Annotated in this window: 17 protein-coding genes and 1 pseudogene; 8 read left to right on the top strand and 10 right to left on the bottom strand. The window is 63.0% G+C overall.

What is annotated here, in order from left to right:
* The 3 genes and pseudogenes from EN859_RS39210 to EN859_RS12320 all read right to left on the bottom strand — a co-directional run.
* Window positions 1-127 (bottom strand): annotated as a pseudogene (locus tag EN859_RS39210) (IS630 family transposase); the annotation flags it as partial.
* Window positions 128-196: 69 nt separating this feature from the next.
* A complete protein-coding gene (locus tag EN859_RS12325; protein WP_127851304.1) occupies window positions 197-556 on the bottom strand; it encodes a diacylglycerol kinase in 360 nt (119 codons plus the stop codon).
* Between the two features lie 78 nt (window positions 557-634).
* On the bottom strand, window positions 635-1,054 hold the full coding sequence (locus tag EN859_RS12320; protein WP_127851305.1) for a GFA family protein: 420 nt from the start codon (window positions 1,052-1,054) through the stop codon (window positions 635-637).
* 341 nt (window positions 1,055-1,395) lie between these two features.
* On the opposite strand from EN859_RS12320, the gene EN859_RS12315 reads away from it, so the two are divergent.
* From EN859_RS12315 to EN859_RS12305, 3 genes are all read left to right on the top strand, one after another.
* The gene (locus EN859_RS12315) at window positions 1,396-2,466 is read left to right on the top strand and encodes a diguanylate cyclase (RefSeq protein ID WP_127851306.1); all 1,071 of its coding nucleotides are present in this window, start codon (window positions 1,396-1,398) and stop codon (window positions 2,464-2,466) included.
* 106 nt (window positions 2,467-2,572) lie between these two features.
* On the top strand, window positions 2,573-2,956 hold the full coding sequence (locus tag EN859_RS12310) for an MbcA/ParS/Xre antitoxin family protein (RefSeq protein ID WP_245525547.1): 384 nt from the start codon (window positions 2,573-2,575) through the stop codon (window positions 2,954-2,956).
* Window positions 2,916-3,695, top strand: coding sequence for an RES family NAD+ phosphorylase (locus tag EN859_RS12305; RefSeq protein WP_127851307.1), 780 nt, complete (start codon window positions 2,916-2,918; stop codon window positions 3,693-3,695). Before EN859_RS12310 ends, EN859_RS12305 begins: the two co-directional genes overlap by 41 nt.
* Before the next feature lie 54 nt (window positions 3,696-3,749).
* On the opposite strand, the gene EN859_RS12300 is transcribed toward EN859_RS12305, so the two are convergent.
* From EN859_RS12300 to EN859_RS12290, 3 genes are all read right to left on the bottom strand, one after another.
* Window positions 3,750-5,123, bottom strand: coding sequence for a 3-deoxy-7-phosphoheptulonate synthase class II (locus EN859_RS12300; RefSeq protein WP_127851778.1), 1,374 nt, complete (start codon window positions 5,121-5,123; stop codon window positions 3,750-3,752).
* A gap of 159 nt (window positions 5,124-5,282) precedes the next feature.
* Window positions 5,283-8,780: a transcription-repair coupling factor gene (mfd, locus tag EN859_RS12295; protein WP_127851308.1), complete on the bottom strand. Its 3,498-nt coding sequence runs from the start codon at window positions 8,778-8,780 to the stop codon at window positions 5,283-5,285.
* 9 nt (window positions 8,781-8,789) lie between these two features.
* Entirely contained in the window at window positions 8,790-9,077 is a 288-nt protein-coding gene (locus EN859_RS12290; RefSeq protein WP_127851309.1) for a succinate dehydrogenase assembly factor 2, read from the bottom strand.
* 93 nt (window positions 9,078-9,170) lie between these two features.
* Here EN859_RS12290 and recG point away from each other — a divergent pair, with 93 nt between their 5' ends.
* On the top strand, window positions 9,171-11,279 hold the full coding sequence (recG, locus tag EN859_RS12285; protein WP_127851310.1) for an ATP-dependent DNA helicase RecG: 2,109 nt from the start codon (window positions 9,171-9,173) through the stop codon (window positions 11,277-11,279).
* Here recG and EN859_RS12280 read toward each other — a convergent pair.
* The 4 genes from EN859_RS12280 to EN859_RS12265 all read right to left on the bottom strand — a co-directional run bounded on the left by EN859_RS12280 (window position 11,231) and on the right by EN859_RS12265 (window position 16,329).
* On the bottom strand, window positions 11,231-11,986 hold the full coding sequence (locus EN859_RS12280; protein ID WP_127851311.1) for a DUF502 domain-containing protein: 756 nt from the start codon (window positions 11,984-11,986) through the stop codon (window positions 11,231-11,233). The genes recG and EN859_RS12280 overlap by 49 nt on opposite strands.
* Window positions 11,987-12,068: 82 nt before the next feature.
* Window positions 12,069-13,892: a glutamine--fructose-6-phosphate transaminase (isomerizing) gene (gene glmS / locus EN859_RS12275; protein WP_127851312.1), complete on the bottom strand. Its 1,824-nt coding sequence runs from the start codon at window positions 13,890-13,892 to the stop codon at window positions 12,069-12,071.
* A gap of 163 nt (window positions 13,893-14,055) precedes the next feature.
* The gene (gene glmU / locus EN859_RS12270; protein WP_127851313.1) at window positions 14,056-15,414 is read right to left on the bottom strand and encodes a bifunctional UDP-N-acetylglucosamine diphosphorylase/glucosamine-1-phosphate N-acetyltransferase GlmU; all 1,359 of its coding nucleotides are present in this window, start codon (window positions 15,412-15,414) and stop codon (window positions 14,056-14,058) included.
* A 168-nt stretch (window positions 15,415-15,582) separates the two neighbouring features.
* Window positions 15,583-16,329, bottom strand: coding sequence for a cytochrome c biogenesis CcdA family protein (locus EN859_RS12265; RefSeq protein WP_127851314.1), 747 nt, complete (start codon window positions 16,327-16,329; stop codon window positions 15,583-15,585).
* Between the two features lie 185 nt (window positions 16,330-16,514).
* Between EN859_RS12265 and EN859_RS12260 the strand changes: the two genes are divergently transcribed.
* The 4 genes from EN859_RS12260 (at window position 16,515) to EN859_RS12245 (ending at window position 22,707) form a co-directional block, all read left to right on the top strand.
* The gene (locus EN859_RS12260; protein WP_127851315.1) at window positions 16,515-16,892 is read left to right on the top strand and encodes a hypothetical protein; all 378 of its coding nucleotides are present in this window, start codon (window positions 16,515-16,517) and stop codon (window positions 16,890-16,892) included.
* A gap of 425 nt (window positions 16,893-17,317) precedes the next feature.
* A complete protein-coding gene (topA, locus tag EN859_RS12255; RefSeq protein ID WP_127851316.1) occupies window positions 17,318-19,933 on the top strand; it encodes a type I DNA topoisomerase in 2,616 nt (871 codons plus the stop codon).
* Window positions 19,934-19,975: 42 nt separating this feature from the next.
* Window positions 19,976-22,255 carry a ribonuclease R gene (gene rnr, locus EN859_RS12250; protein WP_245525551.1) on the top strand — a complete coding sequence of 760 codons (2,280 nt, stop codon included), beginning with the start codon at window positions 19,976-19,978 and terminating at the stop codon, window positions 22,253-22,255.
* Window positions 22,255-22,707 (top strand): DUF983 domain-containing protein, encoded by a 453-nt coding sequence (locus EN859_RS12245; RefSeq protein WP_127851318.1) that lies wholly within the window; start codon window positions 22,255-22,257, stop codon window positions 22,705-22,707. The genes rnr and EN859_RS12245 overlap by 1 nt, the downstream gene beginning before the upstream one ends.
* Window positions 22,708-22,784 lie beyond the last annotated feature (77 nt).

Below are 22,784 nucleotides of genomic sequence, written 5' to 3'. Positions count from 1 at the left end.
CATCGCCGCTCAGAAGGACAATACGCGCCCGCCAGACATGCTTCTGCGGGCTTCCAGGGGCCGCGACGATCGCTTGCAAGCGCTGACGGTCGCTGGCCGAAATGGTGAAGGAGATGCCATTGCGCATGCATCAAACTCGCACGCCACACCGCAAAACGGAATCCCAAAATCGGACTCTTTTGATCCGATCAATCCACTAGATCGGCAGCCCCATGATGCGCTCGATGATGGCGATGCCCCAGACGCCGGCAACGATCACCACCGAAATCAGCACCGCCAGCGAGCCGCAATCCTTGGCCAGCTGGATGTCGACGTTGAACTCTCGGCTGAACGCGTCACACGCCGCCTCGATGCCGGTGTTCAGCACTTCGACCATGATCATGAGCAGCACCGCGCCAATCAGCAGCGCGTAGCCGCGCCATGACACCGAGACGAACCAGCCGAGCGGCAAGGCGAGCACGAGCAGTATCAGCTCCTGCTGGAAGGCCTTTTCACTGCCGGCCAGCTTGCGAAACGCCCGCACTGAATTGAAAAAAGCATCGATCAGCCGCTGCATGCCCAAGTCCCTTTCCGAATCATCGGCAGGGGATAACGCAATGGCCGGATCAATGGAATAAGGCGATCTCTCCAAAAATCAGTCGTCCGCGACCTTGGTTGACGGCGTCGATTTCTCGAACTGCGGTAGTCCGTCGTCGATCGTGTAGTAGTCGCCCTTGTCGCCGACATAGATATGACATTGACCCTCGAGTTCAGTCGGCTCGTCGAACAGTCCGGCCAAGACCGAAATATAGGCATCTTGCCGTGGCTTCCAGAACAGCAGCGAGCCGCACGTCTTGCAAAAGCCGCGGCTGGCGAACGAAGACGCCTCGTACCAGGTGATGTTCTCGGAGCCCGCTATAGTGATGTTTCCTTCGGGAACATTGGTTGCAGCGTAGAAATGCCCACTCTGCTTCCGGCACTGCGAGCAGTGACAATAGATCACTCCGCGCAAAGGTCCCCGCGTCCTGAAGCGCACCGCCCCGCACAGGCATGATCCGCTGTGATTGTCACCCATCTCGGTCTCCGTTCGAAATCGCCATTCCTGATTTCGCATCGCCGGCAGGGTTTCAGAATCGCGGCGACCTCGCACAGGCAAATGCGACATTCAGTGGTGATGTCAGGACCCCATGTCGCTCGGCCGCACAGGATTTTTACAGCCTGAGGTAGAGAACCCGTGTTTGAATCGCAGCAAATTAAGGAAACTTTAGCGCGCGCGCATTTAATGTCCCTGTAAGCGAAGGTCGTGATTGGGGACTCGTCTCTTCGCAAATCTGGAGTTTTGGGCGGCACTCCCCTGCACGGCGACAACGGCGCTCGCAAGTCTGCGATGGGCTCCTAGGGTAGAGTGAACAGAACATGCAACCGGCAACCGTCCAGACCGGCCGAAACACCGACATCGCAAGCACCGTTGTGGCGACCATGCGCGAGCTCGGCGTCCTCGGCCTGCCGCGCAACTACGAGATCTTCTATGAGGCGCTAAACGGCACCAATCGCGAACTCAGCCTTGCCGTCATCTCATTGACCAACCGGCCGACGCAGGACGATCTCGACCGCATCGGCCGCACCTTCTTTGCGCAGAATCACGGCCCCGGCATCGTCGAGCATGCCAGGGATGTCCTGGCCAAGGAACTTGAGGATATCGCCGCGCTGCTGAGAAGCGAGCGCAGCCACATCGAGAAATACGGCAGGATCCTCGACGAGACGTCGAGCGGGTTTGGCAACCGCAGCCTGCTTTCGCAGGACCTGCTGCAGAAGATCGTCAACGCCATGTCCTCCGCAACCAGCTCGACGATCGATCATGGCAGGCAGGTCGCCTCGACGCTCAGCGAAAAGACGGCCGAGCTCGAGAGCGTCAAGTCGAAGCTCGAGGAGTACAAGCGGCTGGCCGACACCGATTCGTTGACCCACATCTGGAACCGCCGCGCCTTCGACAAGGAGATCACCAGGATCTACAACTCCAACAAGGGCATCCTGTTCAATGCCCTGATCCTTGCCGACATCGACCGCTTCAAGGACATCAACGACCGTTACGGCCATCCGGTCGGCGACAGGATCATCCAGATCATCGCCGAAATTTTCCAGACCAGCATTCGCGGCGACATGTTCGTTGCCCGCACCGGCGGCGAGGAGTTCGCGCTGATCGTCGAGGGCGCCAGCGAGGATACCACTTACGAGATCGCCGAGCGCATACGCGCGCTGATCGAGCAGACGCCGTTCACCAGCAGCCAGACCGGCACCAACTATGGCACCGTGACCGTCTCCATGGGCATCTGCATGGCATCCGAGGCCGAAAGCCCCGAGGATCTCTACACCAAAGCGGACCGGGCGCTCTATCGCTCCAAGGTCAGCGGACGCAATCGCGTGACCAAGCATTCGGCGATGGCCGGCCGCGCCGGCAAGAGCTGGCTGCTCTACAAGAAAGACTGACCCTTCGCGTGGAATGGCTTGTTCGCCGCGTTCCGAACTGTTTTTGTCGCGGTGCCTTTCCATATGAATTTCTATGGACTATATTTTCCATGGAAAGGGAAAGGCAATGTCTGCGATGCAACCTCATGCCGCCGCCAATGTGGCCGAAAATACCGTCCTGACCAAGGCGACGCTGCGCGCCGCCGACCTGCTTGATATAACAGCCAGGATGTTGGCCGCCGTCATCGGCGTCTCCGAAGCCACGGTTTCGCGCATGCGCAGGCAGGAGTTCTTGCTGGAGCGTGGAACCAAGCCGTTCGAACTTGCCGTATTGTTTGTCCGGCTATTCCGCTCGCTCGACGCCATCGTCGGCGGTGACGAGACTGTCGCTCGGGCTTGGCTGAAGAATACCAATACGGCGCTCGATGGCGTCCCACTCGAAAAAATCCAGACAATCACCGGGCTTGTCGATGTCATCGCCTATCTGGACTCCCGACGCGCTCTCGTCTGAAGCCGTCCGGCTCGATGGCAAGTATTGGCGCATGGTCGAAGCGCAGCACCGCGTCTCGACGCTGAAAATCGTCGACACGCTCGACGAACAGGCCCTCCTTGAAGATCTGATCGAGGAGACCAAGCCGCAGATCCCGCTCGAGTGCCGGCATCTGCATTACCTGCTGGCGACGCCCTTCCGCTACGGCTCGATCTACCCGCATGGTTCGCGCTTCCGCCGCGCCGGCAGGACCAGGGGCGTGTATTATGCCGCCGAAACCGTGCTGACGGCGGTGGCGGAGATGGCCTTCTACCGCTTGCTGTTCTTTGCTGAATCGCTTGGCACCCCCTGGCCGCATGACGCTGCCGAATACACCGCCTTGGCCGCAGCGATACGCAGCACCCGGGCTGTCGACCTGACGCGGCCGCCGCTCGACCGCGACGAGGCTGCGTGGACGCATCCGACCGATTATACGGCCTGTCAGGCCATTGCCGATGTTGCCCGCGAGGCCGGGCTGGAGGCGATCCGCTACCGCTCGGCGCGAGACCCGAAAGGCGCCAATGTGGCGCTGCTGACATGCCGCGGCTTTGCCAAGCCGAAGCCGCTGGAGCCTCACACCTGGCGCATCCGGCTGGGCGCCTTCGGCGTACAGGCGATCTGCGAATTTCCGCAAAAGCGGATCGAGTTTTCGAGAACCGCGTTTGCCGCCGATCCCAGGCTGAACGGACTGCGCTGGGAACGCGGGTCGGGTCGGAATTGAAAAAAGCGCCGAATCTCTCCAGCGCTTTTCAACCAATTCCGTCTGCGAACAAGCTCAGCCGTTGACGGCCTGCTTGTGCTGAACCGGGTGGCTTTTCTTGAGCAGGTCAGACACCAGGAACGCCAGTTCGATCGCCTGGTCGGCATTGAGGCGCGGGTCGCAATGCGTATGGTAGCGGTCATGCAGCTCTTCGGCGGTGATGGCGCGGGCGCCGCCGGTGCATTCCGTCACGTTCTTGCCGGTCATCTCGATATGGATACCGCCGGGATGCGTGCCTTCGCCCTGATGCACCTCGAAGAAGGTCTGCACCTCCTTCAGGATGCGGTCGAACGGTCGCGTCTTGTAGCTGTTCAGCGTGATTGTGTTGCCATGCATCGGATCGCAGGACCACACGACCTTGCGGCCTTCCCTCTCGACCGCACGGATCAGCTTCGGCAGATGTTCGCCCACCTTGTCGGCGCCGAAGCGGGCAATCAGCGTCAGCCGCCCCGGCTCGTTCTCCGGATTGAGCAGGTCGATCAGTTCCAGTAGCCCATCCGGTGTCAGCGACGGGCCGCATTTCAAGCCCAGCGGGTTCTTGATGCCACGGCAGTATTCGACATGTGCATGGTCGGCTTGGCGCGTACGATCGCCGATCCAGATCATGTGGCCCGAAGTCGCGTACCAGTCGCCTGAGGTCGAGTCGACGCGGGTCAGCGCCTCCTCATAGCCGAGCAGCAGCGCCTCGTGGCTGGTGTAGAAGTCGGTCTCGCGCAGCGCAAAGTTGGTCTCCGACGTGATGCCGACGGCCTTCATGAAGTCCATCGTCTCGGTGATGCGGTTGGCAAGCGCCTCGTACTTCTCCGCTTGCGGGCTGTCGGCGACGAAGCCTAGCATCCAGCGATGCACGTTCTCCAGGCTGGCATAGCCGCCCTGCGCGAAAGCGCGCAGAAGGTTGAGCGTCGCCGCCGACTGGCGGTACGCCATCTCCTGGCGGGCAGGATCTGGAATGCGCGACTTGGCGTCGAACTCGATGCCGTTGATGATGTCACCGCGATAGCTCGGCAGCGTCACCCCGTCCTTGGTCTCGTTGTCGGTCGAGCGCGGCTTGGCGAACTGACCGGCGACGCGGCCGACCTTCACCACCGGCTGCGCGCCGGCGAAGGTCAGCACCACCGCCATCTGCAGGAAGACGCGGAAGAAGTCGCGGATGTTGTCCGCGCCATGTTCGGCGAAGCTCTCGGCGCAATCGCCGCCCTGGAGGAGGAATGCGTCACCGGCAGCGACTGTCGCAAGCTGCTTCTTCAGTTTGCGCGCCTCACCTGCAAAAACCAGCGGCGGAAAGCTGGCGAGCTGGGCTTCCGTGTTCTTCAGCGCGGCAAGGTCCGGATAGGCAGGAACCTGTTGGATCGGCTTTGCTCTCCACGAATTCGGCGACCATTTCGTCATCGTTGCACCCAACGCTCTTTCCCGCGAGCGCCATCGCCCGCCATCCGTCCCCCATATGGGGATTGCGGCTCCATACACGAAGCCGATTTCCTATTCTAGACCGGAATTGGTTGCGTGGCGAATGGCGCGACACACCGAAAACGCTGGAGCGAAGCCTCTCTAGACCGCCTTCTCCACCAGCCGCGCCAGCTGCGTCATGACCACCGCAGAACCCGCCAGCCGCTTTTCCGCGTTCGGCCAGTCGCGGATGAAGACGACGCTGTGGTCGGGCCGGATCCTGGCCAGCGAGCCCTGCTCGCCGATGAACTTGACCAGCCCGACCGGATTGGAAAATTCCCGCTTGCGGAAATGGACGACGACGCCCTTTGGCCCGGCATCGAGCTTCTCGACATTGGCCTTGCGGCAGAGCGCCTTGATGAAGACGATCTTCAGCAGGTGCTTCACTTCCTCCGGCAGCGGGCCGAAGCGATCGATCAGCTCGGCGCCGAAGGCGTCGATCTCCTCGGTGTTTTCGAGATCGCCGAGGCGGCGATAGAGCGCCAGCCGCAGCTGCAAATCCGGAACATAGCTTTCGGGGATCATCACCGCCGTGCCGACGGCGATCTGCGGCGACCAGCCGCCATCCTGCACCTCGCCCGAATCCTTCACCTCGGCCACCGCCTCCTCCAGCATCTGCTGGTAGAGCTCGAAGCCGACCTCCTTGATGTGGCCGGACTGCTCTTCGCCAAGAAGATTGCCGGCGCCGCGAATGTCGAGATCGTGGCTGGCAAGCTGGAAGCCGGCGCCCAGCGTGTCGAGCGACTGCAGCACCTTCAGCCGGCGCTCGGCGGTGTCGGTCAGCTTGCGGTTGGCCGACAGCGTGAACAGCGCATAGGCGCGCACCTTCGAGCGGCCAACGCGGCCGCGCAGCTGATAGAGCTGCGAAAGGCCGAACATGTCGGCGCGATGCACGATCAGCGTGTTGGCGGTCGGAATATCGAGGCCGGATTCGACGATGGTAGTCGACAAAAGCACGTCGTACTGGCCGTCATAGAAGGCGTTCATGATGTCGTCGAGTTCGCCCGGCGGCATCTGGCCGTGGGCGACAGCCACCTTCAGCTCCGGAACGGATTCACGCAGGAAATCATGGATTTCCGCGAGATCGCTGATGCGCGGGACGACATAGAAGGAATGGCCGCCACGGTAGCGCTCCCTGAGCAGCGTCTCGCGGATGACCAGTGGATCGAACGGCGAGATGAAGGTGCGCACTGCCAAGCGGTCGACCGGCGGCGTGGCAATCAGCGACAGTTCGCGCACGCCGGTCAAGGCCAGTTGCAGCGTGCGCGGGATCGGTGTCGCCGACAATGTCAGCACGTGCACATCGCTTTTCAGGTCCTTCAGCCGCTCCTTGTGCTTGACACCGAAGTGCTGTTCCTCGTCGATGATCAACAGGCCGAGATTCTTGAACGAGATCGACGCACCAAGCAGCGCATGGGTGCCGACGACGATGTCGACCGTACCTTCGGCGATGCCTTTCTTGGTTTCGGCCAGCTCCTTGGCGCCGACCAGCCGCGAAGCCTGGGCGACGCGGATTGGCAGGCCGGAAAAGCGTTGCGAAAAAGTCTTGAAATGCTGGCGCGACAGCAGCGTCGTCGGCACCACAACTGCCACCTGAAAGCCTTCCATCGCCGCGATGAAGGCTGCGCGGAGCGCAACTTCCGTCTTGCCGAAGCCGACATCGCCGCAGATCAGCCGGTCCATCGGCTTGCCGGCACCGAGGTCACCCATGACCGAATCGATCGCCGTCTGCTGGTCGTCGGTTTCCTCGTAGGGAAAGCGCGCCGCGAACTCGCCATATAGGCCGTCCGCCGGCATCAGGGCGGGAGCTGCCCGCATCTGCCGTTCGGCTGCGATGCGGATCAGCTGCCCGGCCATGTCGAGCAGGCGCCGCTTCAGCCGCGCTTTGCGAGATTGCCAGGCGCCGCCACCGAGCTTGTCCAATGTCGCTTCGGCCGAATCCGAGCCATAGCGCGACAGAAGCTCGATATTCTCCACCGGCAGGAACAGCCGGTCGTCAGCGGCATAATGGATTTCGAGGCAGTCATGCGGCGCACCGACCGCCTCGATGGTGCGCAGCCCGATAAAGCGGCCGATGCCGTGGTCCGTATGGACGACGATGTCGCCAGCCGACAAGGAGGACGCCTCGGCGATGAAGTCGGAAGCACGCTTCTTGCGTTTCGAGCGCCGTATCAGCCGGTCGCCGAGAATATCCTGCTCGGCGACGACGACCAGTCTTTCGGTCTCGAAGCCGGATTCGAGCGGCAGCACGGCAAGTGCCGCCTGCCCCGCTTCGAGCTTTTCCACCTCGGCCAGCGTCGCGACCGGCTTGAGGTTGCCGAGATGGTGTTCGGCAAGGATCTGGCCGAGCCGGTCGAGCGAGCCTTCGGTCCAGCCGGCGATGACGACGCGGCGGCGGGCGGCGCGCTCGTCGGCAATGTGTTTCACGACGATGTCGAAGACATTGATGTTGGGATCGGCGCGTTCTTCAACGAAGCTGCGGCCATGGCGCGAGCCGGCGTGGAACACTTTTTTGGCGCCGGCATCTGGCGCGTCGAAGGCCGTGAAGTCGATCGCTTCGCGGTCGACAAGCGATGCGATCAGGTTTTCGGGTGAGAGATAGAGCAGGTCCGGCGGCACCGGCTTGTAGGGCACAGCGTCCTTGAGCGCGCTGTCGGCCTGCTTCCTGCGTGCCTGGTAATGGTCAAGGATCAGCGCATGGCGTTCGGCCAGCGCTTCATGCGCCAGATGGTCGAAAACAACCGGCGTGTCCGGCAGATAGTCGAACACGGTCTCCAGCCGCTCGTAGAAGAGCGGCAGCCAGTGCTCCATGCCGGCAAAGCGGCGGCCCTCGCTGACCGCCGCATAGAGCCCGTCGTCACGCGAGGGCGCGCCAAAGGCATCGATATAGGCACGCCGGAAGCGGCTGATGGTTTCCGGCGTCAGCGCCACCTCGCTCATCGCCTGCAGCGACATCGACTTGCGCTGGCCAGTGGTGCGCTGCGTCGCGACATCGAAGACACGGATCGATTCCAGCGTGTCGCCGAAGAAATCAAGGCGCAGCGCTTCCGTCCAGCCGGGCGCGAACAGGTCGAGGATGCCGCCGCGCACCGCGAACTCGCCGACGCCGCGCACCGTCGGCACCCGCTCGAAGCCGGAAGTCTCCAGCCGCGACACCAGCCCATTCATGTCGATCTGGTTGCCGGGTTTTGCATGAAAGGTTTGCGCTTCGACCAGACCTGCCGGCGGAATGCGCTGCAGCAGCGCATTGGCGGTGGTGAGGATGACGGCGCGGTGCGGCTTCTTCGCCAGCGCGATCATTGCCGTCAGCGCATCGAGCCGCCGCGCGGCTGCGTCCGAGCCAGGTGAAACGCGGTCGTAAGGCAGGCAGTCCCACGCCGGCAGTTCGAGCACCGGCAGGCCGGGCGCGGCGAATGACAGCGCCTCGATGATCGCCGGCAGCCGCTGGCCGTCGCGCGCCACGAACAGCACCGGCTTGTCGGGCGCGATCTCGTGCGCTGCCTGCACCAGCGCGAACGCCTCATAGCCATCGGCGACGCCGTCGACGATGAACTGGCCGGGGCGGCCTTTCGGCAGACCTATAGAGGGAATGAGGCTCATGAAATCACGTCAGAATGTCATCGCCCGGCGCGACGCCAGGATTCTTTGCAGGACGGCACAGTCGATGTCAGCCGGAACCGGACGCTCGCCGGTGACCATTGGCAGGAATTCGGTGTCGGAAATGTCGAGGAGCCTGTCATATTGGTCGATTTCGTCTTCGGTCAAGGTGCCAATCTCGGCATCGGCGAAGCTGCCGAGGATCAGGTCCATCTCGCGCATGCCGCGATGCCAGGAACGAAACAGAAGCTTGCGGCGGCGGGCGTCGAGCCCCTCGCTTGATCGTCTCGTTCCAGTCATCGTGCCGCATCCCAAGTCGTGAACGGCGCATATAGCGTGGATAGAGCACGGTGTCAGCCTTGCGCTGCGGCTGTCTCGACATAAGCTGACATCATGCGTCCTTCCCTCCTCGATCCGTTGTTTGTCCCGATCACCTCGCTTGCCGGCGTCGGGCCGAAGGTCGGCGCGCTGATCGAGAAGGTTGTTGCCGCCGATCTTGGCGACCGCCCCGCGCGCGCCGGCGATCTTTTGTTCATCCTGCCCCATACGGTGATCGATCGCCGCAATCGGCCGGGCGTCGCGCTTGCCGCCGAAGGCGCCATCGTCACCCTCGACGTTCGCATCGACCGCCACCAGCCGCCGCCGCGCGGCAACAGGTCGGTGCCGTACCGGGTCTACGCCCACGATGATACCGGCGAGATCGCGCTCACCTTCTTCCATGCCCATGCCGCCTATCTCGAAAAGGCGATGCCCGTGGGCGAGCATGTCGTGGTCTCAGGCCGCATGGAATGGTTCAACGGCCGCCCGTCCATGGTCCATCCCGACCATATCGCACTCGCTAGCGAGGCTGAAAACCTGCCGCTGGTCGAGCCGGTCTATCCGTTGACCGCCGGGCTCTCAGGCAAAGTAGTGCGCCGGGCGATCGGCCAGGCGCTCGCCCGCTTGCCGGCGCTGCCCGAATGGCAGGACGACGCGTTTATGCGCCGCCGGACATTCCCGGCCTTTGGCGACGCGCTGGCCCGCATCCACAATCCGTCCGACCCGATCGATTTCTCCATCGATGGCGCGGCGTGGCGGCGGCTCGCTTATGACGAACTGCTGGCGGGGCAGGTCTCGCTGGCGCTGGTGCGGGCAAAAGTCCGCCGCCTGTCGGGCCGGCCTCTGGTCGGCGACGGCCGCATCGTCGAAAAGCTGCGCGATGCCCTGCCTTATTCGCTGACAGCCTCACAGGAAATGGCGCTTGCCGAAATCAATGCCGATCTCGGCGACCCGGAACGCATGCTGCGCCTGCTGCAAGGCGATGTCGGCTCCGGCAAGACTGTTGTCGCGCTGCTTGCCATGGCCCGCGCCGTCGAGGCCGGCGGCCAGGCCGCACTAATGGCGCCCACCGAAATCCTGGCCCGCCAGCATTTTGCGACGATTGCGCCTTTGGCGGAACGAGCCGGCCTGCGCCTTGCCATCCTCACCGGCCGCGAAAAGGGTCGTGAGCGCACCGATACGTTGGCCGGCCTGGCCAATGGCGACATCGACATCGTCGTCGGCACCCATGCACTGTTCCAGGAAACGGTTGCGTTCCACGACCTCGTCCTTGCCGTCGTCGACGAACAGCACCGTTTCGGCGTCCACCAGCGGCTTGCCATCACCGCCAAGGGCGATGCGCCCGACATGCTGGTGATGACGGCGACGCCGATCCCGCGCACCCTGGTGCTGACCGCTTTTGGCGACATGGACGTGTCGAAGTTGACCGAAAAACCCGCTGGCCGCCAACCGATCCGCACCGTCACCCTGCCGCTCGAACGGCTCGGCGAACTGATTGGCCGCATGCTCGACGCTGTTTCCGACGGCCAGAAGATCTACTGGATCTGTCCGCTGGTCGAGGAATCCGAAGAGATAAAGCTGATGTCGGCCGAGGACCGCTTTGCTTCGCTGAAGCCGCTGTTCGGCGACCGGATCGGTCTGGTGCACGGGCGCATGAAGGGCGCCGAAAAGGACGCGGCCATGCGCGCCTTCAAGCAAGGCGACACCCGCATCCTGATCGCCACCACGGTCATCGAGGTCGGTGTCGATGTGCCTGATGCGACGATCATGGTCATCGAGCACGCCGAACGCTTTGGCCTCGCCCAACTGCACCAGTTGCGCGGGCGGGTCGGCCGCGGCGACAAGCCTTCGTCCTGCGTGCTGCTCTACAAGGACCCCCTTGGCGAGACGGCAAAGCGCCGTCTGTCGGTGATGCGCGAGACCGAGGACGGCTTTCGCATCGCCGAGGAGGACCTCAAGCTGCGTGGCGAAGGCGAGCTGCTCGGCACCCGCCAGTCCGGCACGCCGGGCTTCCAGGTGGCGCGCATCGAGGCGCATGCCGACCTGCTCGAAGCCGCCCGTGACGACGCACGGCTGGTCCTGTCGCGCGATCCGGAACTGCAGTCCGAACGCGGCACGGCACTGCGCCTGCTGCTTTATCTGTTCGGCCGCGACGAAGCCGTGCGGCTCCTGCGCGCCGGCTGAGGCCCGGCGCCAAGCGGCGGATTTGCAAGCGAGGCGTGGATCGCCTCGCCGTTCAATGTCACCATCGGCTTGACTTCGGGCGCCACCAAGCCGGCCGAAACGATCAGCTTGGCGCCGTCCTCGATCGTCATGTCGAGCAGCACGATCTCGGATTTCCGCACATACATCAGGAACCCGGTGGTCGGGTTCGGTGTGCACGGCATGAATACCGCGATCAGCGGGTCGCCTTGCTGGTCGAGCTTCTGGTTAATCTCGGTTTCCTTCTCGTTGGCAACGAAGACCAGCGACCAGACGCCCTTGCGCGGATATTCGACCAGGCCGACCTGGCGGAACATGTCGCCCTTGTTCGACAGCACGGTTTCGAAAATCTGCTTCAGCGAACGATAGATGCCGCGCACCAGCGGCATCCGGCCGAGCAGGCGCTCACCGAAGGAGACGATGGCGCGGCCGACGATATTGGCCGTCATGAAGCCGATGAGGGTGACAAGGATCAAGGCGACGATCAGCCCAAAACCCGGTACTGGGAACGGCAGATAGGTGTCAGGATTGTAGTGTGCCGGAATATAGGGTTTCACCCAGGAATCGACCCAGCCGATGAAGGACCAGGCAATGTAGGCGGTGATCGCCAGCGGCGCGCAGACGACGAAGCCGGTCAGGAAATAATTCCTCAGCCGGGTCATGCCAGAGGTTTTGGGAGCATCGGACATGGTTCACCGCGGCGCGCTGTTTGCAACGCAACACTAGTGAACAGCAACCCGCTTTGGAATTACGAAATTTTTAAAAGAACGCCTATTCCACCGTCACCGATTTCGCCAGGTTGCGCGGCTGGTCGACGTCCGTGCCCATGAACACGGCGGCGAAATAAGCGAGCATCTGGATCGGCAACGCGTAGATGATCGGCGAGATGATTTCCGGCACATCTGGCAGGACGATGGTCTCCATCGTCTTTACCGTTGCTTGCGCCGCGCCCTTGCTGTCGGTGATCAGGATGATCTTGCCGCCGCGCGCCGCCACCTCCTGCATGTTCGACACGGTCTTTTCGAAGATACGGTCATGCGGGGCTATGACGATGACCGGCATGTTTTCGTCGATCAGCGCGATCGGCCCATGCTTCAGCTCGCCGCCGGCATAGCCTTCGGCGTGGATGTAGGAAATCTCCTTGAGCTTCAGCGCGCCTTCCATGGCGAGCGGGAAATTGGTGTCGCGGCCGAGATAGAGCACATCGCTGTAGCGCGACAGTTCCCGCGCGATCCTTTCGATTTGGCCGTCGAGCTTCAGGACTTGATTGGCATAGCGCGGTGCTTCCGACAGCTCGCGCACCAGTTTCGTTTCCTGATCCCGCGAAATCGTTCCGCGCGCCACGCCCGCGCGCACGGCAAGCGAGGCCAGCACCGACAGCTGGCAGGTGAAGGCCTTGGTCGAGGCGACGCCGATCTCCGGGCCAGCCAGGGTCGGCAGCACCACATCGGATTCGCGCGCCATCGTCGATTCGCGCACATTGACGACTGCGCCGATCTTCATCCCGGCCTTGCGGCAATAGCGCAGCGAGGCCAGCGTGTCGGCGGTCTCGCCCGATTGCGAGATGAAGAAGGCGGCGTCGTTCTTCGACAGCGGCATTTCGCGGTAGCGGAACTCGGAGGCAACATCGATGTCGACGGGCAGCCGCGCATAGCGCTCGAACCAGTATTTGCTGATCAACCCGGCCAGATAGGCGGTGCCGCAAGCCGAAATCGCCAGCCGGTTGATTTTGGCGAAATCGAACGGCAGGTCGAGCGGCTTCGAGACGCCGCCGACGAAATCCACATAATGCGCCAGCGTGTGCGAGATCACTTCCGGCTGTTCATGGATTTCCTTTTCCATGAAATGGCGCCGGTTGCCCTTGTCGACCATGAAGCTGGTGCTGAGCGACTGCTGGCGCTTGCGGTCGACCTTGTTGCCGTCCATGTCGAAGATGGCGACCTCGTTGCGGCGCACCACCGCCCAGTCGCCGTCTTCCAGATAGGTGATCGAATTGGTGAACGGGGCAAGCGCGATGGCGTCAGAGCCCAGGAACATCTCGCCGTCGCCATGGCCGACGGCCAGCGGCGGACCGTTGCGGGCGCCGACAATCAGATCCTCGTCGCCGTTGAACATGATGGCCAGGGCGAAGGCACCTTCCAGCCGCTTCAGAGCCTGGTGGGCGGCGTCGACCGGCTTGAGGCCCCTGGCCAGTTCGCGCGCCACCAGATGGGCGACAACCTCGGTGTCGGTCTGCGATGAAAATGTGTAGCCGTCGCGGGTTAGATCGTCGCGCAGTTCGGCGAAATTCTCGATGATGCCGTTGTGGACGACGGCGACGCCATCGGAGAAATGCGGATGCGCGTTGGTCTCGTTCGGCACGCCATGCGTCGCCCAGCGCGTATGGCCGATGCCGATCGTGCCGTCGAGCGGCTCGTCCTTCAGCCGGCGTTCGAGGTTGACCAGCTTGCCTTCGGCGCGGCGGCGGGCGAGCCGGCCATACTCGATGGTGGCGACGCCGGCAGAGTCGTAGCCGCGATATTCGAGCCTTTTCAGCGCATCGACGATGAGCGGCGCGACCGGCGAGTGGCCGACAATTCCGACGATACCGCACATGGCCGTTTGCCCCCATTCCCAGCAGAAACCCAGCGCTATTTAGGGATCGCCGGCTTGCCGTGAAAGTCACATTGCATTTCGTCCCGTATCAGCCGGAACAGTCTTGCACGGATGCACCATTACAGACTGCACTTGCAATCGGGTTACTGCAATCCTTCGGATTTCACTTCTTCTTCGCTGCCGCAGCCGAGGCAAAGCGTTCGCGCAACTCCTTGCCCTTGCCTGGCAGCGTCCGCTGGCGGGCGCGGCCGAAGGCCAACGCATCGTTGGGCACGCTTTCGGTGATGACGCTGCCGGAAGCGATATAGCCGCCCTTGCCGATTGTAACAGGCGCCACCAGCGACGAATTCGAGCCGACGAAGGCGCCCTCGCCGATATCGGTGAAGAATTTTGAATAGCCGTCATAATTGCAGGTGATGGTACCGGCGCCGATGTTGGCGCCGGCGCCGACCCGCGCATCGCCGATATAGGTTAGGTGGTTGACCTTGGCGCCTTCCTCGATCGTTGCCTGTTTGACCTCGCAGAAATTGCCGACCTTGGCCTTCTGCTTCAGGTCGGCACCAGGCCGCAGCCGCGCGAACGGCCCGATATCGCAGTTCGACGCGATGGTGGCGCCCTCGATGTGGCTGAAGGCATGGATCTTCGCGCCAGTGGCGATCTTCACGCCCGGCCCGAACCACACATTGGGCTCGACGACCGTGTCGGCGCCGATCTCGGTGTCGTGCGAGAAGAACACGGTTTCGGGCACAATCAGCGTCACGCCGTCGAGCATGGCCTGGCGCCGACGGCGCGTCTGCCAGATGCCTTCCGCCTCGGCAAGTTCGGCACGGTTGTTGATGCCGAGCGCGTTCTCGAAGCTCGCCTGCGTGGCGACGACAACGAGGCCTTGCATGCCGGCGATCTCGACAATGTCGGTAAGATAGTATTCGCCCTTGGCGTTCTTGTTGCCGACCGCTTCGAGCAGCTTCAGCGCCTGCCCGCCGGCAACCGCCATCAGCCCGCCGTTGCAGAAGGTGATTTTCTTCTCCTCCTCGGAGCAGTCCTTCTCCTCGCGGATGGCGACGAGCTTACCGCCCCTCTCGATCAGCCGCCCATAACCTGAAGGATTGGGCGTGCGGAAGCCGACCACAACCACGGCAGCGCCTTCCGCCAGCTTCCGCCGCGCCACGCTGAGCGCGTCCGGGTCGATCAGCGGCGTATCGCCGAACATTACTAGGATGTCGTCATAACCCCTTGATATCGCATCGCGTGCCGCCAGCACGGCGTGTGCGGTGCCGAGGCGCTTTTCCTGGACGAAAGTTGCGGCCTTCGGCGCGAACTTTGCTGCCGCCTTGCGCATCTCCTCCGCCCCATGGCCGATCACCAGCGCCAGATCGCCGCTGCCGGCGGCTTCGGCGGCTTTCACGACATGGGTAACCATCGGCAGGCCGGCGATCGGGTGCAGCACTTTCGGCATAGCGCTCTTCATGCGCGTGCCTTCGCCGGCGGCGAGGATGACGGACAGGCAGCTTCTCTGACTCATGGAATGGCAACCGTATGAAAGGGTTGGGAATCAAGGCATGTCTAGCATTGGCCGCCATGCTGCACCAATGCGGTTAAATTCCGGTGAGATGGTGGGGCAAGTGACTTTTAATCAGTAGGTCAAAAGACCGATCCGACGCGCCGGTCGGGCCCACGCCGGTCCCAAAAACTATCCAAGCTGCCCCAGCGCCGGGAAGTTTTCCAGCAACCAGTAGGATGCGGCCTGCACGCCACCGGTGAGGAAAAAGACGCCGGCAACGACCAGCAGCGCGCCGATGGCTTTTTCGACACGGCCGAGATGGACGCGGAATTTTCCGAGGAAGCGCATGAAGGCGCCGGAAAACAGCGCCGCGATCAGGAACGGGATGCCGAGGCCGAGCGAATAGGCGGCGAGCAGCAGCGCGCCCTCGCCCACCGTCTCGCGGCCGCCGGCAAGCGTCAGGATCGGCCCCAGCACCGGGCCGATGCAGGGCGTCCAGCCGAAAGCGAAGGCGAGACCCATGACATAGGCGGCGATCAGGCTGGCCGGTTTGCCCTGCGACTGAAAACGCGCCTCGCGTGAAAGCAACGGGATGCGCAATATACCGAGAAAATTCAGACCCATCAGGATGATGAGCACGCCGGCTGCCATGGCCAGCGGCTCCTGCCAGACGCGCAACAGATGGCCGATGGTCGAGGCGCCGGCGCCGAGCGCAACGAAGACGGTCGAGAAGCCGAGCACGAAGGCGAGCGAGGCATAGAGCAGCGCGCCGCGCGCGCCTTCGCGTGCCGTGACGCCAGCCTCACCGCGAAAATCCTCCACCGACACGCCGGCCATGTAGCAGAGATAGGGTGGTACCAGCGGCAGCACGCAAGGCGACAGGAACGAGATCGCCCCTGCCCCGATCGCGCTGACATAGCCGATATCCAATGCCATCAAGTGCTCCAAAACGTTCCGGCGCCGATATAACGAAGCATAGGCTTGTCCGCCAATCACCATTGCGTGGCAAGTCGTCGCCTTGCTGGAAAGATTGGCGGGATGAAAGGGCCGCCAGACAGCGTTTGATCCAACGAGGCCGCGATTTTCCCGCGCGCTTCTTCGGATCACACAGGGAGGTTTCCATGAAATCGATAACAGTTGGCCTCGCCGCGCTTTTGCTCGGCACCGCCGTATCCTTTGCCGCCGAGGCATGGAAGGAAGCTGATGTTGGCGGCACCAGGATCTACACCGACGCCACCGGCATGACGCTTTATAGCTATGACAAGGATGAGAAGGGCAAGTCGAACTGCTACGACAAATGCGCCACCAACTGGCCGCCATTGAAGGCCGCGGCGGGCGCGAAGGCGGACGACGAATGGACAATCGTCGACCGTACCGACGGCACCAGGATGTGGGCCTATGACGGCAAGCCCGTCTACACCTTCGTCAAGGACAAGAAGGCAGGCGACATGACCGGCGACGGCGTTGGCGATGTCTGGCACGTCGTCAAGGCCGATTGACCCTTTGAGCCGAGGTCCCGCCCGGCCGGCGGGAAATCGGGTGGTCGCCGGGCCTTGCTCCAGGCACCCCAGCGGCCAGCTTTCTCCCAAGTACCTCTTTTGCTGAACGCTCACCGGCCGCCCTTCGCGAGCGTCGCCGGGGGCTGGCGCGTGATCAATGTTTCTCTTATGTCCAGGAAGAGTTTGCCCCCGTTCTCCAGGATTTCATTGTTGGCTTGTCCAACGACCAGGGCAGTCCACGTTCCTTATCCAGGATTGCGTATATTACATGATGCGCCTTCCGGTTGTGCTCCCGATGCGGGCTGCATTTTGGGCGCCTCCTCTTGACCGAATGCAAAAGCGCGGCCATGTGAGCGACACATTGAACGAGATTTCGTCGCGCGCAGCGGAATTCTTCTGCCGCATTACAGCTGATATGAGACCTCATGGACGTCGTCGTCGTCGAATCGCCGGCCAAGGCGAAGACAATCAACAAGTACCTCGGAAAGAACTATAAGGTTCTGGCCTCGTTCGGCCACGTCCGCGATCTGCCGGCCAAGGACGGCTCGGTGCGCCCGGACGAGGATTTCGCCATGTCCTGGGCCGTCGACACCGCCTCGGGCAAGCGCCTGGCCGACATCGCCAAGGCGGTCAAGGACGCCGACGGCCTGATCCTTGCCACCGATCCGGACCGCGAGGGCGAAGCGATCTCCTGGCATGTCCTGGAAGTGCTGAAGCAGAAGCGCGCTCTGAAGGACAAGCCGGTCAGCCGCGTTGTCTTCAACGCCATCACCAAGTCGTCCGTGCTGGAAGCGATGGCCAATCCGCGCCAGATCGACGCGCCGCTGGTCGATGCCTATCTGGCTCGCCGCGCGCTCGACTATCTGGTCGGCTTCACGCTTTCCCCCGTTCTGTGGCGCAAGCTGCCGGGTGCCCGCTCGGCCGGCCGCGTCCAGTCCGTGGCATTGCGTCTCGTCAGCGATCGCGAATTGGAGATCGAGCGCTTCATCCGCGAGGAGTACTGGCAGATCGCCGCCATCCTCGGCACGCCGCGCAACGAAAGCTTCGAGGCGCGGCTGACCGCCTTCGAGCGCAAGAAGCTGCAAAAGCTCGACATTTCCAATAAGGCGCAGGCCGACGACATCAAGGCCATGCTCGAAGGGGCGACCTTCAAGGCGCTGTCGGTCGAAGCCAAGCCGACCAAGCGCAATCCCGGCCCGCCCTTCACCACCTCGACGCTGCAGCAGGCCGCCTCCTCGCGTCTCGGCTTTTCGGCCAACCGCACCATGCAGGTGGCGCAGCGGCTCTATGAAGGCATGGACATCGGAGGCGAGGCTACCGGCCTTATCACCTATATGCGAACCGACGGCGTGCAGATGGCACCAGAGGCGATCTCTGCCGCGCGCGATGCGATCGGCAAGGAATTCGGCCCCAGATACCTGCCGGAAAAGCCCCGCCTCTATTCCGTCAAGGCCAAGAACGCCCAGGAGGCCCACGAAGCGATCCGCCCGACCGATTTCATGCGCTCGCCGGCTTCGGTCAGGCAGTATCTCGACGCCGACCAGGCGCGGCTCTACGAGATGATCTGGAAACGCGCCATAGCCAGCCAGATGCAGCCGGCCGAGATCGAACGCACCACGGTCGAGATCGAAGCGGTCAACGGTGCCCGCACCGCGGAGCTGCGCGCCGTCGGCTCGGTTGTTCGCTTCGACGGTTTCATTGCCGCCTACACCGAGCAGAAGGACGAGGATGCGGAAGACGAAGAGAACCGCCGTCTGCCCGAGATCCTGGCCGGCGAGCACCTCGCTCGGCAGGCGATCAACGCCACCCAGCACACCACCGAACCGCCGCCGCGCTATTCGGAAGCCACGCTGATCAAGAAGCTGGAAGAGCTCGGCATCGGCCGGCCGTCGACCTACACGGCGATCCTCAAGACCCTTGAGGACCGCGAGTATGTCACCATCGACAAGCGCAAGCTGGTGCCGCAGGCCAAGGGCCGGCTGTTGTCGGCCTTCCTTGAAAGCTTCTTCGAACGTTACGTCGAATATGACTTCACCGCCTCGCTCGAGGAAAAACTCGACGAGATTTCCGACGGCAAGCTTGCCTGGAAGGATGTGCTGCGCGATTTCTGGAAAGATTTTTCCGGCGCGGTCGCCGACATCAAGGAGTTGCGCGTCACCGACGTGCTCGACGCGCTCAATGAGGAACTGGCGCCGCTGGTCTTTCCGACGCGCGAGGACGGCTCCAATCCGCGCATCTGCCCGAAATGCGGCACCGGCAACCTGTCGCTGAAGCTCGGCAAGTTCGGCGCCTTTGTCGGTTGCTCCAACTATCCCGAATGCTCGTTCACCCGCCAGCTTGGCGACGCCGCCAATCCCAATGGCGAGAACGGCAACGGCGAGGACGGCACCAAGGTGCTCGGCAAGGACCCTTACACGGCCGAGGAGATCACGTTGCGCAGTGGGCGCTTCGGCCCCTATATCCAGCGCGGCGACGGCAAGGAAGCCAAGCGTTCCAGCCTGCCCAAGGGCTGGACGGTCGATTCGATCGATCATGAGAAGGCGTTGGCCTTGCTGTCACTGCCGCGCGACGTCGGCAAGCATCCGGAGTCCGGCAAGATGATCTCGGCCGGGCTCGGCCGCTACGGTCCTTTCGTGCTGCATGACGGCACCTATGCCAATCTCGACAACATCGAGGACGTGTTCTCGATCGGGCTCAATCGCGCCGTGTCGGTGATTGCCGAGAAGCAAGCGAAGGGCAAGAACGGCCGCAATGGCGGCACGCCTGCTGCCCTGAAGGAGCTTGGCGAGCATCCCGCCGGCGGCGGCAAGATCGTCGTGCGCGACGGCAAATACGGGCCCTATGTGAATTTCGGCAAGATCAATGCAACGCTGCCGAAGGGCAAGGACCCGCAGTCTGTGACGATCGAGGACGCGATGGCGCTGATTGCCGAGAAGGAAGCCAAGGGCGGCAATGGCGGCAGAAAACCCTTCCGCAAGGCGGCCCCAGCTGCCAAAAAAACCACTGCTGCCAAAAAACCGGCGGCCAAGAAAAAGGGATAGGACGGCGTGGCGCGCAGGATTTCCGGAAGAAGCCACGGCGATTTGCGCACCGCCGATACCCGCGCCAAGGTCAGGGACGACTACAGGCCGTCCCGCGACGAAATCCTGCGTTACATTGCAGAAAATCCGGATCGCTCCGGAAAACGCGACATCGCCAAGGCATTTGCGCTGCGCGGCCAGGATCGAATCTGGCTGAAGGACATCTTACGCGACCTCCAGGACGAGGGCCTGCTGACCAAGGAGCGCAAGCGGCTCACCCGTGCCGGCGCGGTGCCTCACGTCGCCGTGCTCGATATCTTTGGCCGCGACAGCGATGGCGTGCTGCTGGCGCATCCAACCGAATACACCGGCGCCGGCGAGCCGCCCGTGGTTTCCATTCGCGTATCGCGTGGTGGCGGCGGCCCGACACCCGGCATCGGCGACCGCGTGCTGGCCAAGACCTTCCCGACCGACGACCCTACGGGCCCCGCCTACACCGGACGGGTAATGAAGATCTTCGAGAAGCGCACCGAAGCCGTGCTCGGCGTTTTTCGCGTGCTGAAGGACGGCACGTTCCGGATCGAGCCGGTAGAACGGCGCCAGCCTGAACTGGTCGTCGACAAGGAATTCCAGAACGGTGCCAAGAACGGCGATCTGGTCGAGGTCGAGCCGGCGCGGGCCTCCCGCTACGGGCTACCCAGAGCCAAGGTGCTGGCGGTGCTGGGGTCGCTGACCAGCGAAAAGGCGGTCTCGATGATCGCCATTCACGCGCACGATATCCCCCACATTTTTCCGGCGGACGTCATCGCAGAGGCGGACGCGGCCAAGCCGGCGACGCTCGCCGGCCGCGAGGACTGGCGTGACCTGCCGCTGGTCACCATCGATCCGGCCGACGCCAAGGACCATGACGATGCGGTATTCGCCACACCTGACATGGATGAAAAGAACCCCGGCGGCGTGGTGGTCACCGTGGCGATTGCCGATGTCGCCTCTTATGTCCGCTATGGCACCGCGCTCGACCGCGAGGCGCTGAAGCGCGGCAATTCGGTCTACTTCCCGGATCGCGTCGTGCCGATGCTGCCGGAGCGCATCTCCAATGACCTTTGTTCGCTGCGCGAAGCCCAGGACCGTCCCGCGTTGGCAGTCCGCATGATTTTCGCAGCCGACGGCCGCAAGCTCAGGCATTCGTTCCACCGCATCATGATGAAGTCGGCGGCAAAGCTCGCCTACTCGCAGACGCAAGCCGCGATCGACGGCGCGCCGGACGACAAGACCGGTCCAATTCTCGATACGGTGCTGAAGCCGCTATGGGATGCATACGCCGTCGTGAAGCGCGGCCGTGAGGCACGCCAGCCGCTCGAGCTCGAACTGCCAGAGCGGAAAATTCTGCTCAAGGAAGACGGCACCGTCGATAAGGTCATCGTGCCAGAGCGGCTCGACGCCCACAAGCTGATCGAAGAGTTCATGATCCAGGCCAATGTTGCGGCTGCCGAGACGCTGGAGGCGAAGCGGCAGGCGCTGGTCTACCGTATCCACGATGCGCCTTCGCTCGCCAAGCAGGAATCGCTGCGCGAGTTCCTGCAGACGCTCGGCCTGTCGCTGGCGCGCGGCGCGCAGATGCGGCCGAACCAGTTCAACGGCATTCTGGATCGCGTACGCGGCGCCGACAATGAGGGGTTGGTCAACGAGGTGGTACTGCGCACGCAGATGCAGGCAGAGTATTCACCCAGCAACATCGGCCATTTTGGCCTCAATCTGAAGCGCTACGCGCATTTCACCTCGCCGATCCGCCGCTATGCCGACCTGATCGTGCATCGCGGGCTGATAGCTGCACTCGGTTTCGGTCCAGGCGGGCTGACGCAGGATGAGGCGGAGCGGCTGGAAGAGGTTTCGGCGCTGATCTCAGCCACCGAGCGCCGCGCCATGGCCGCAGAGCGCGACACGGTCGACCGGCTGATCGCAGCCTATCTTGCAGAGCGCGTCAACGACCGCTTCGACGCGCGCATCTCGGGCGTCACCAAATCGGGACTATTTGTCCAATTACCGCAGTATGGCGCAGATGGTTTCATTCCGGTGTCAAGCCTGGACGGCGATTACTATATATACGACGAAACAGCCCGATCGCTTTTCGGAGAACGCACCGGCAAGGGCTATCAGCTTGCCGACCGTGTCGAGGTGCGCCTCATCGAGGTGGCGCCCATGGCTGGTGCGATGCGTTTCGAGATGCTGACCGACCCGAAGCCGCTGCCCGGCTCCAAACGGTCGTTTCACAAGGCCAAGGGCCAGAAGTCGCGGGGCCGCGCGTCGCAATCGCGACCGGGGCCACGCAACAGGAGACGATGATGCCGAAGGAACTGGGATTGGAACAGCAGGTTTTCGGCGGCGAACATAACTCGGGCCGGGTCGCCCGCCCGCTATGGACGGCGATGAAGCGCGGCTTGCTCGGCCGCTGCCCGCATTGCGGCGAGGGAAAGCTGTTTCGCGCCTTCGTCAAGACCGTCGACAGATGCGATCACTGCGGCGAAGAGCTTTTTCACCACCGCGCCGACGACCTGCCCGCCTATCTCGTCGTGGTCATCGTCGGCCACATCGTACTCGGCGCCTTCATGGGCATCGAGGCGACTTCCACGCTCTCCACCTGGCAGCATATTGCCATCTGGGTGCCGCTGACCATCCTGCTGGCGGTCGTACTGCTGCAGCCGGTCAAGGGCGCTGTCATCGGCTTGCAATGGGCGCTCTATATGCACGGCTTCGGTGGCGAAGCGGACGTGATCGAGCACCACCCCGAAGCTTGAAACCGGGGCTGGTGCAATCGGCGATGGCTGACCGCCACTTTCGCATGAGAGAAGTTTCCGCTAAAGCGCGCCGCATA

Origin of the sequence: Mesorhizobium sp. M00.F.Ca.ET.216.01.1.1, from assembly GCF_004010325.2 — a bacterium.
In the GTDB taxonomy this organism is placed as follows: domain Bacteria; phylum Pseudomonadota; class Alphaproteobacteria; order Rhizobiales; family Rhizobiaceae; genus Mesorhizobium.
This window is presented reverse-complemented; position numbering and strand designations above follow the sequence as displayed.

Coding starts and splice junctions, on each gene's coding strand:
- EN859_RS12325 (WP_127851304.1), bottom strand. CDS start 556: ATGCAGCGGCTGATCGATGCTTTTTTCAATTCAGTGCGGGCGTTTCGC.
- EN859_RS12320 (WP_127851305.1), bottom strand. CDS start 1,054: ATGGGTGACAATCACAGCGGATCATGCCTGTGCGGGGCGGTGCGCTTC.
- EN859_RS12315 (WP_127851306.1), top strand. CDS start 1,396: ATGCAACCGGCAACCGTCCAGACCGGCCGAAACACCGACATCGCAAGC.
- EN859_RS12310 (WP_245525547.1), top strand. CDS start 2,573: ATGTCTGCGATGCAACCTCATGCCGCCGCCAATGTGGCCGAAAATACC.
- EN859_RS12305 (WP_127851307.1), top strand. CDS start 2,916: ATGTCATCGCCTATCTGGACTCCCGACGCGCTCTCGTCTGAAGCCGTC.
- EN859_RS12300 (WP_127851778.1), bottom strand. CDS start 5,123: ATGACGAAATGGTCGCCGAATTCGTGGAGAGCAAAGCCGATCCAACAG.
- mfd (WP_127851308.1), bottom strand. CDS start 8,780: ATGAGCCTCATTCCCTCTATAGGTCTGCCGAAAGGCCGCCCCGGCCAG.
- EN859_RS12290 (WP_127851309.1), bottom strand. CDS start 9,077: ATGACTGGAACGAGACGATCAAGCGAGGGGCTCGACGCCCGCCGCCGC.
- recG (WP_127851310.1), top strand. CDS start 9,171: ATGCGTCCTTCCCTCCTCGATCCGTTGTTTGTCCCGATCACCTCGCTT.
- EN859_RS12280 (WP_127851311.1), bottom strand. CDS start 11,986: ATGTCCGATGCTCCCAAAACCTCTGGCATGACCCGGCTGAGGAATTAT.
- glmS (WP_127851312.1), bottom strand. CDS start 13,892: ATGTGCGGTATCGTCGGAATTGTCGGCCACTCGCCGGTCGCGCCGCTC.
- glmU (WP_127851313.1), bottom strand. CDS start 15,414: ATGAGTCAGAGAAGCTGCCTGTCCGTCATCCTCGCCGCCGGCGAAGGC.
- EN859_RS12265 (WP_127851314.1), bottom strand. CDS start 16,329: ATGGCATTGGATATCGGCTATGTCAGCGCGATCGGGGCAGGGGCGATC.
- EN859_RS12260 (WP_127851315.1), top strand. CDS start 16,515: ATGAAATCGATAACAGTTGGCCTCGCCGCGCTTTTGCTCGGCACCGCC.
- topA (WP_127851316.1), top strand. CDS start 17,318: ATGGACGTCGTCGTCGTCGAATCGCCGGCCAAGGCGAAGACAATCAAC.
- EN859_RS12245 (WP_127851318.1), top strand. CDS start 22,255: ATGCCGAAGGAACTGGGATTGGAACAGCAGGTTTTCGGCGGCGAACAT.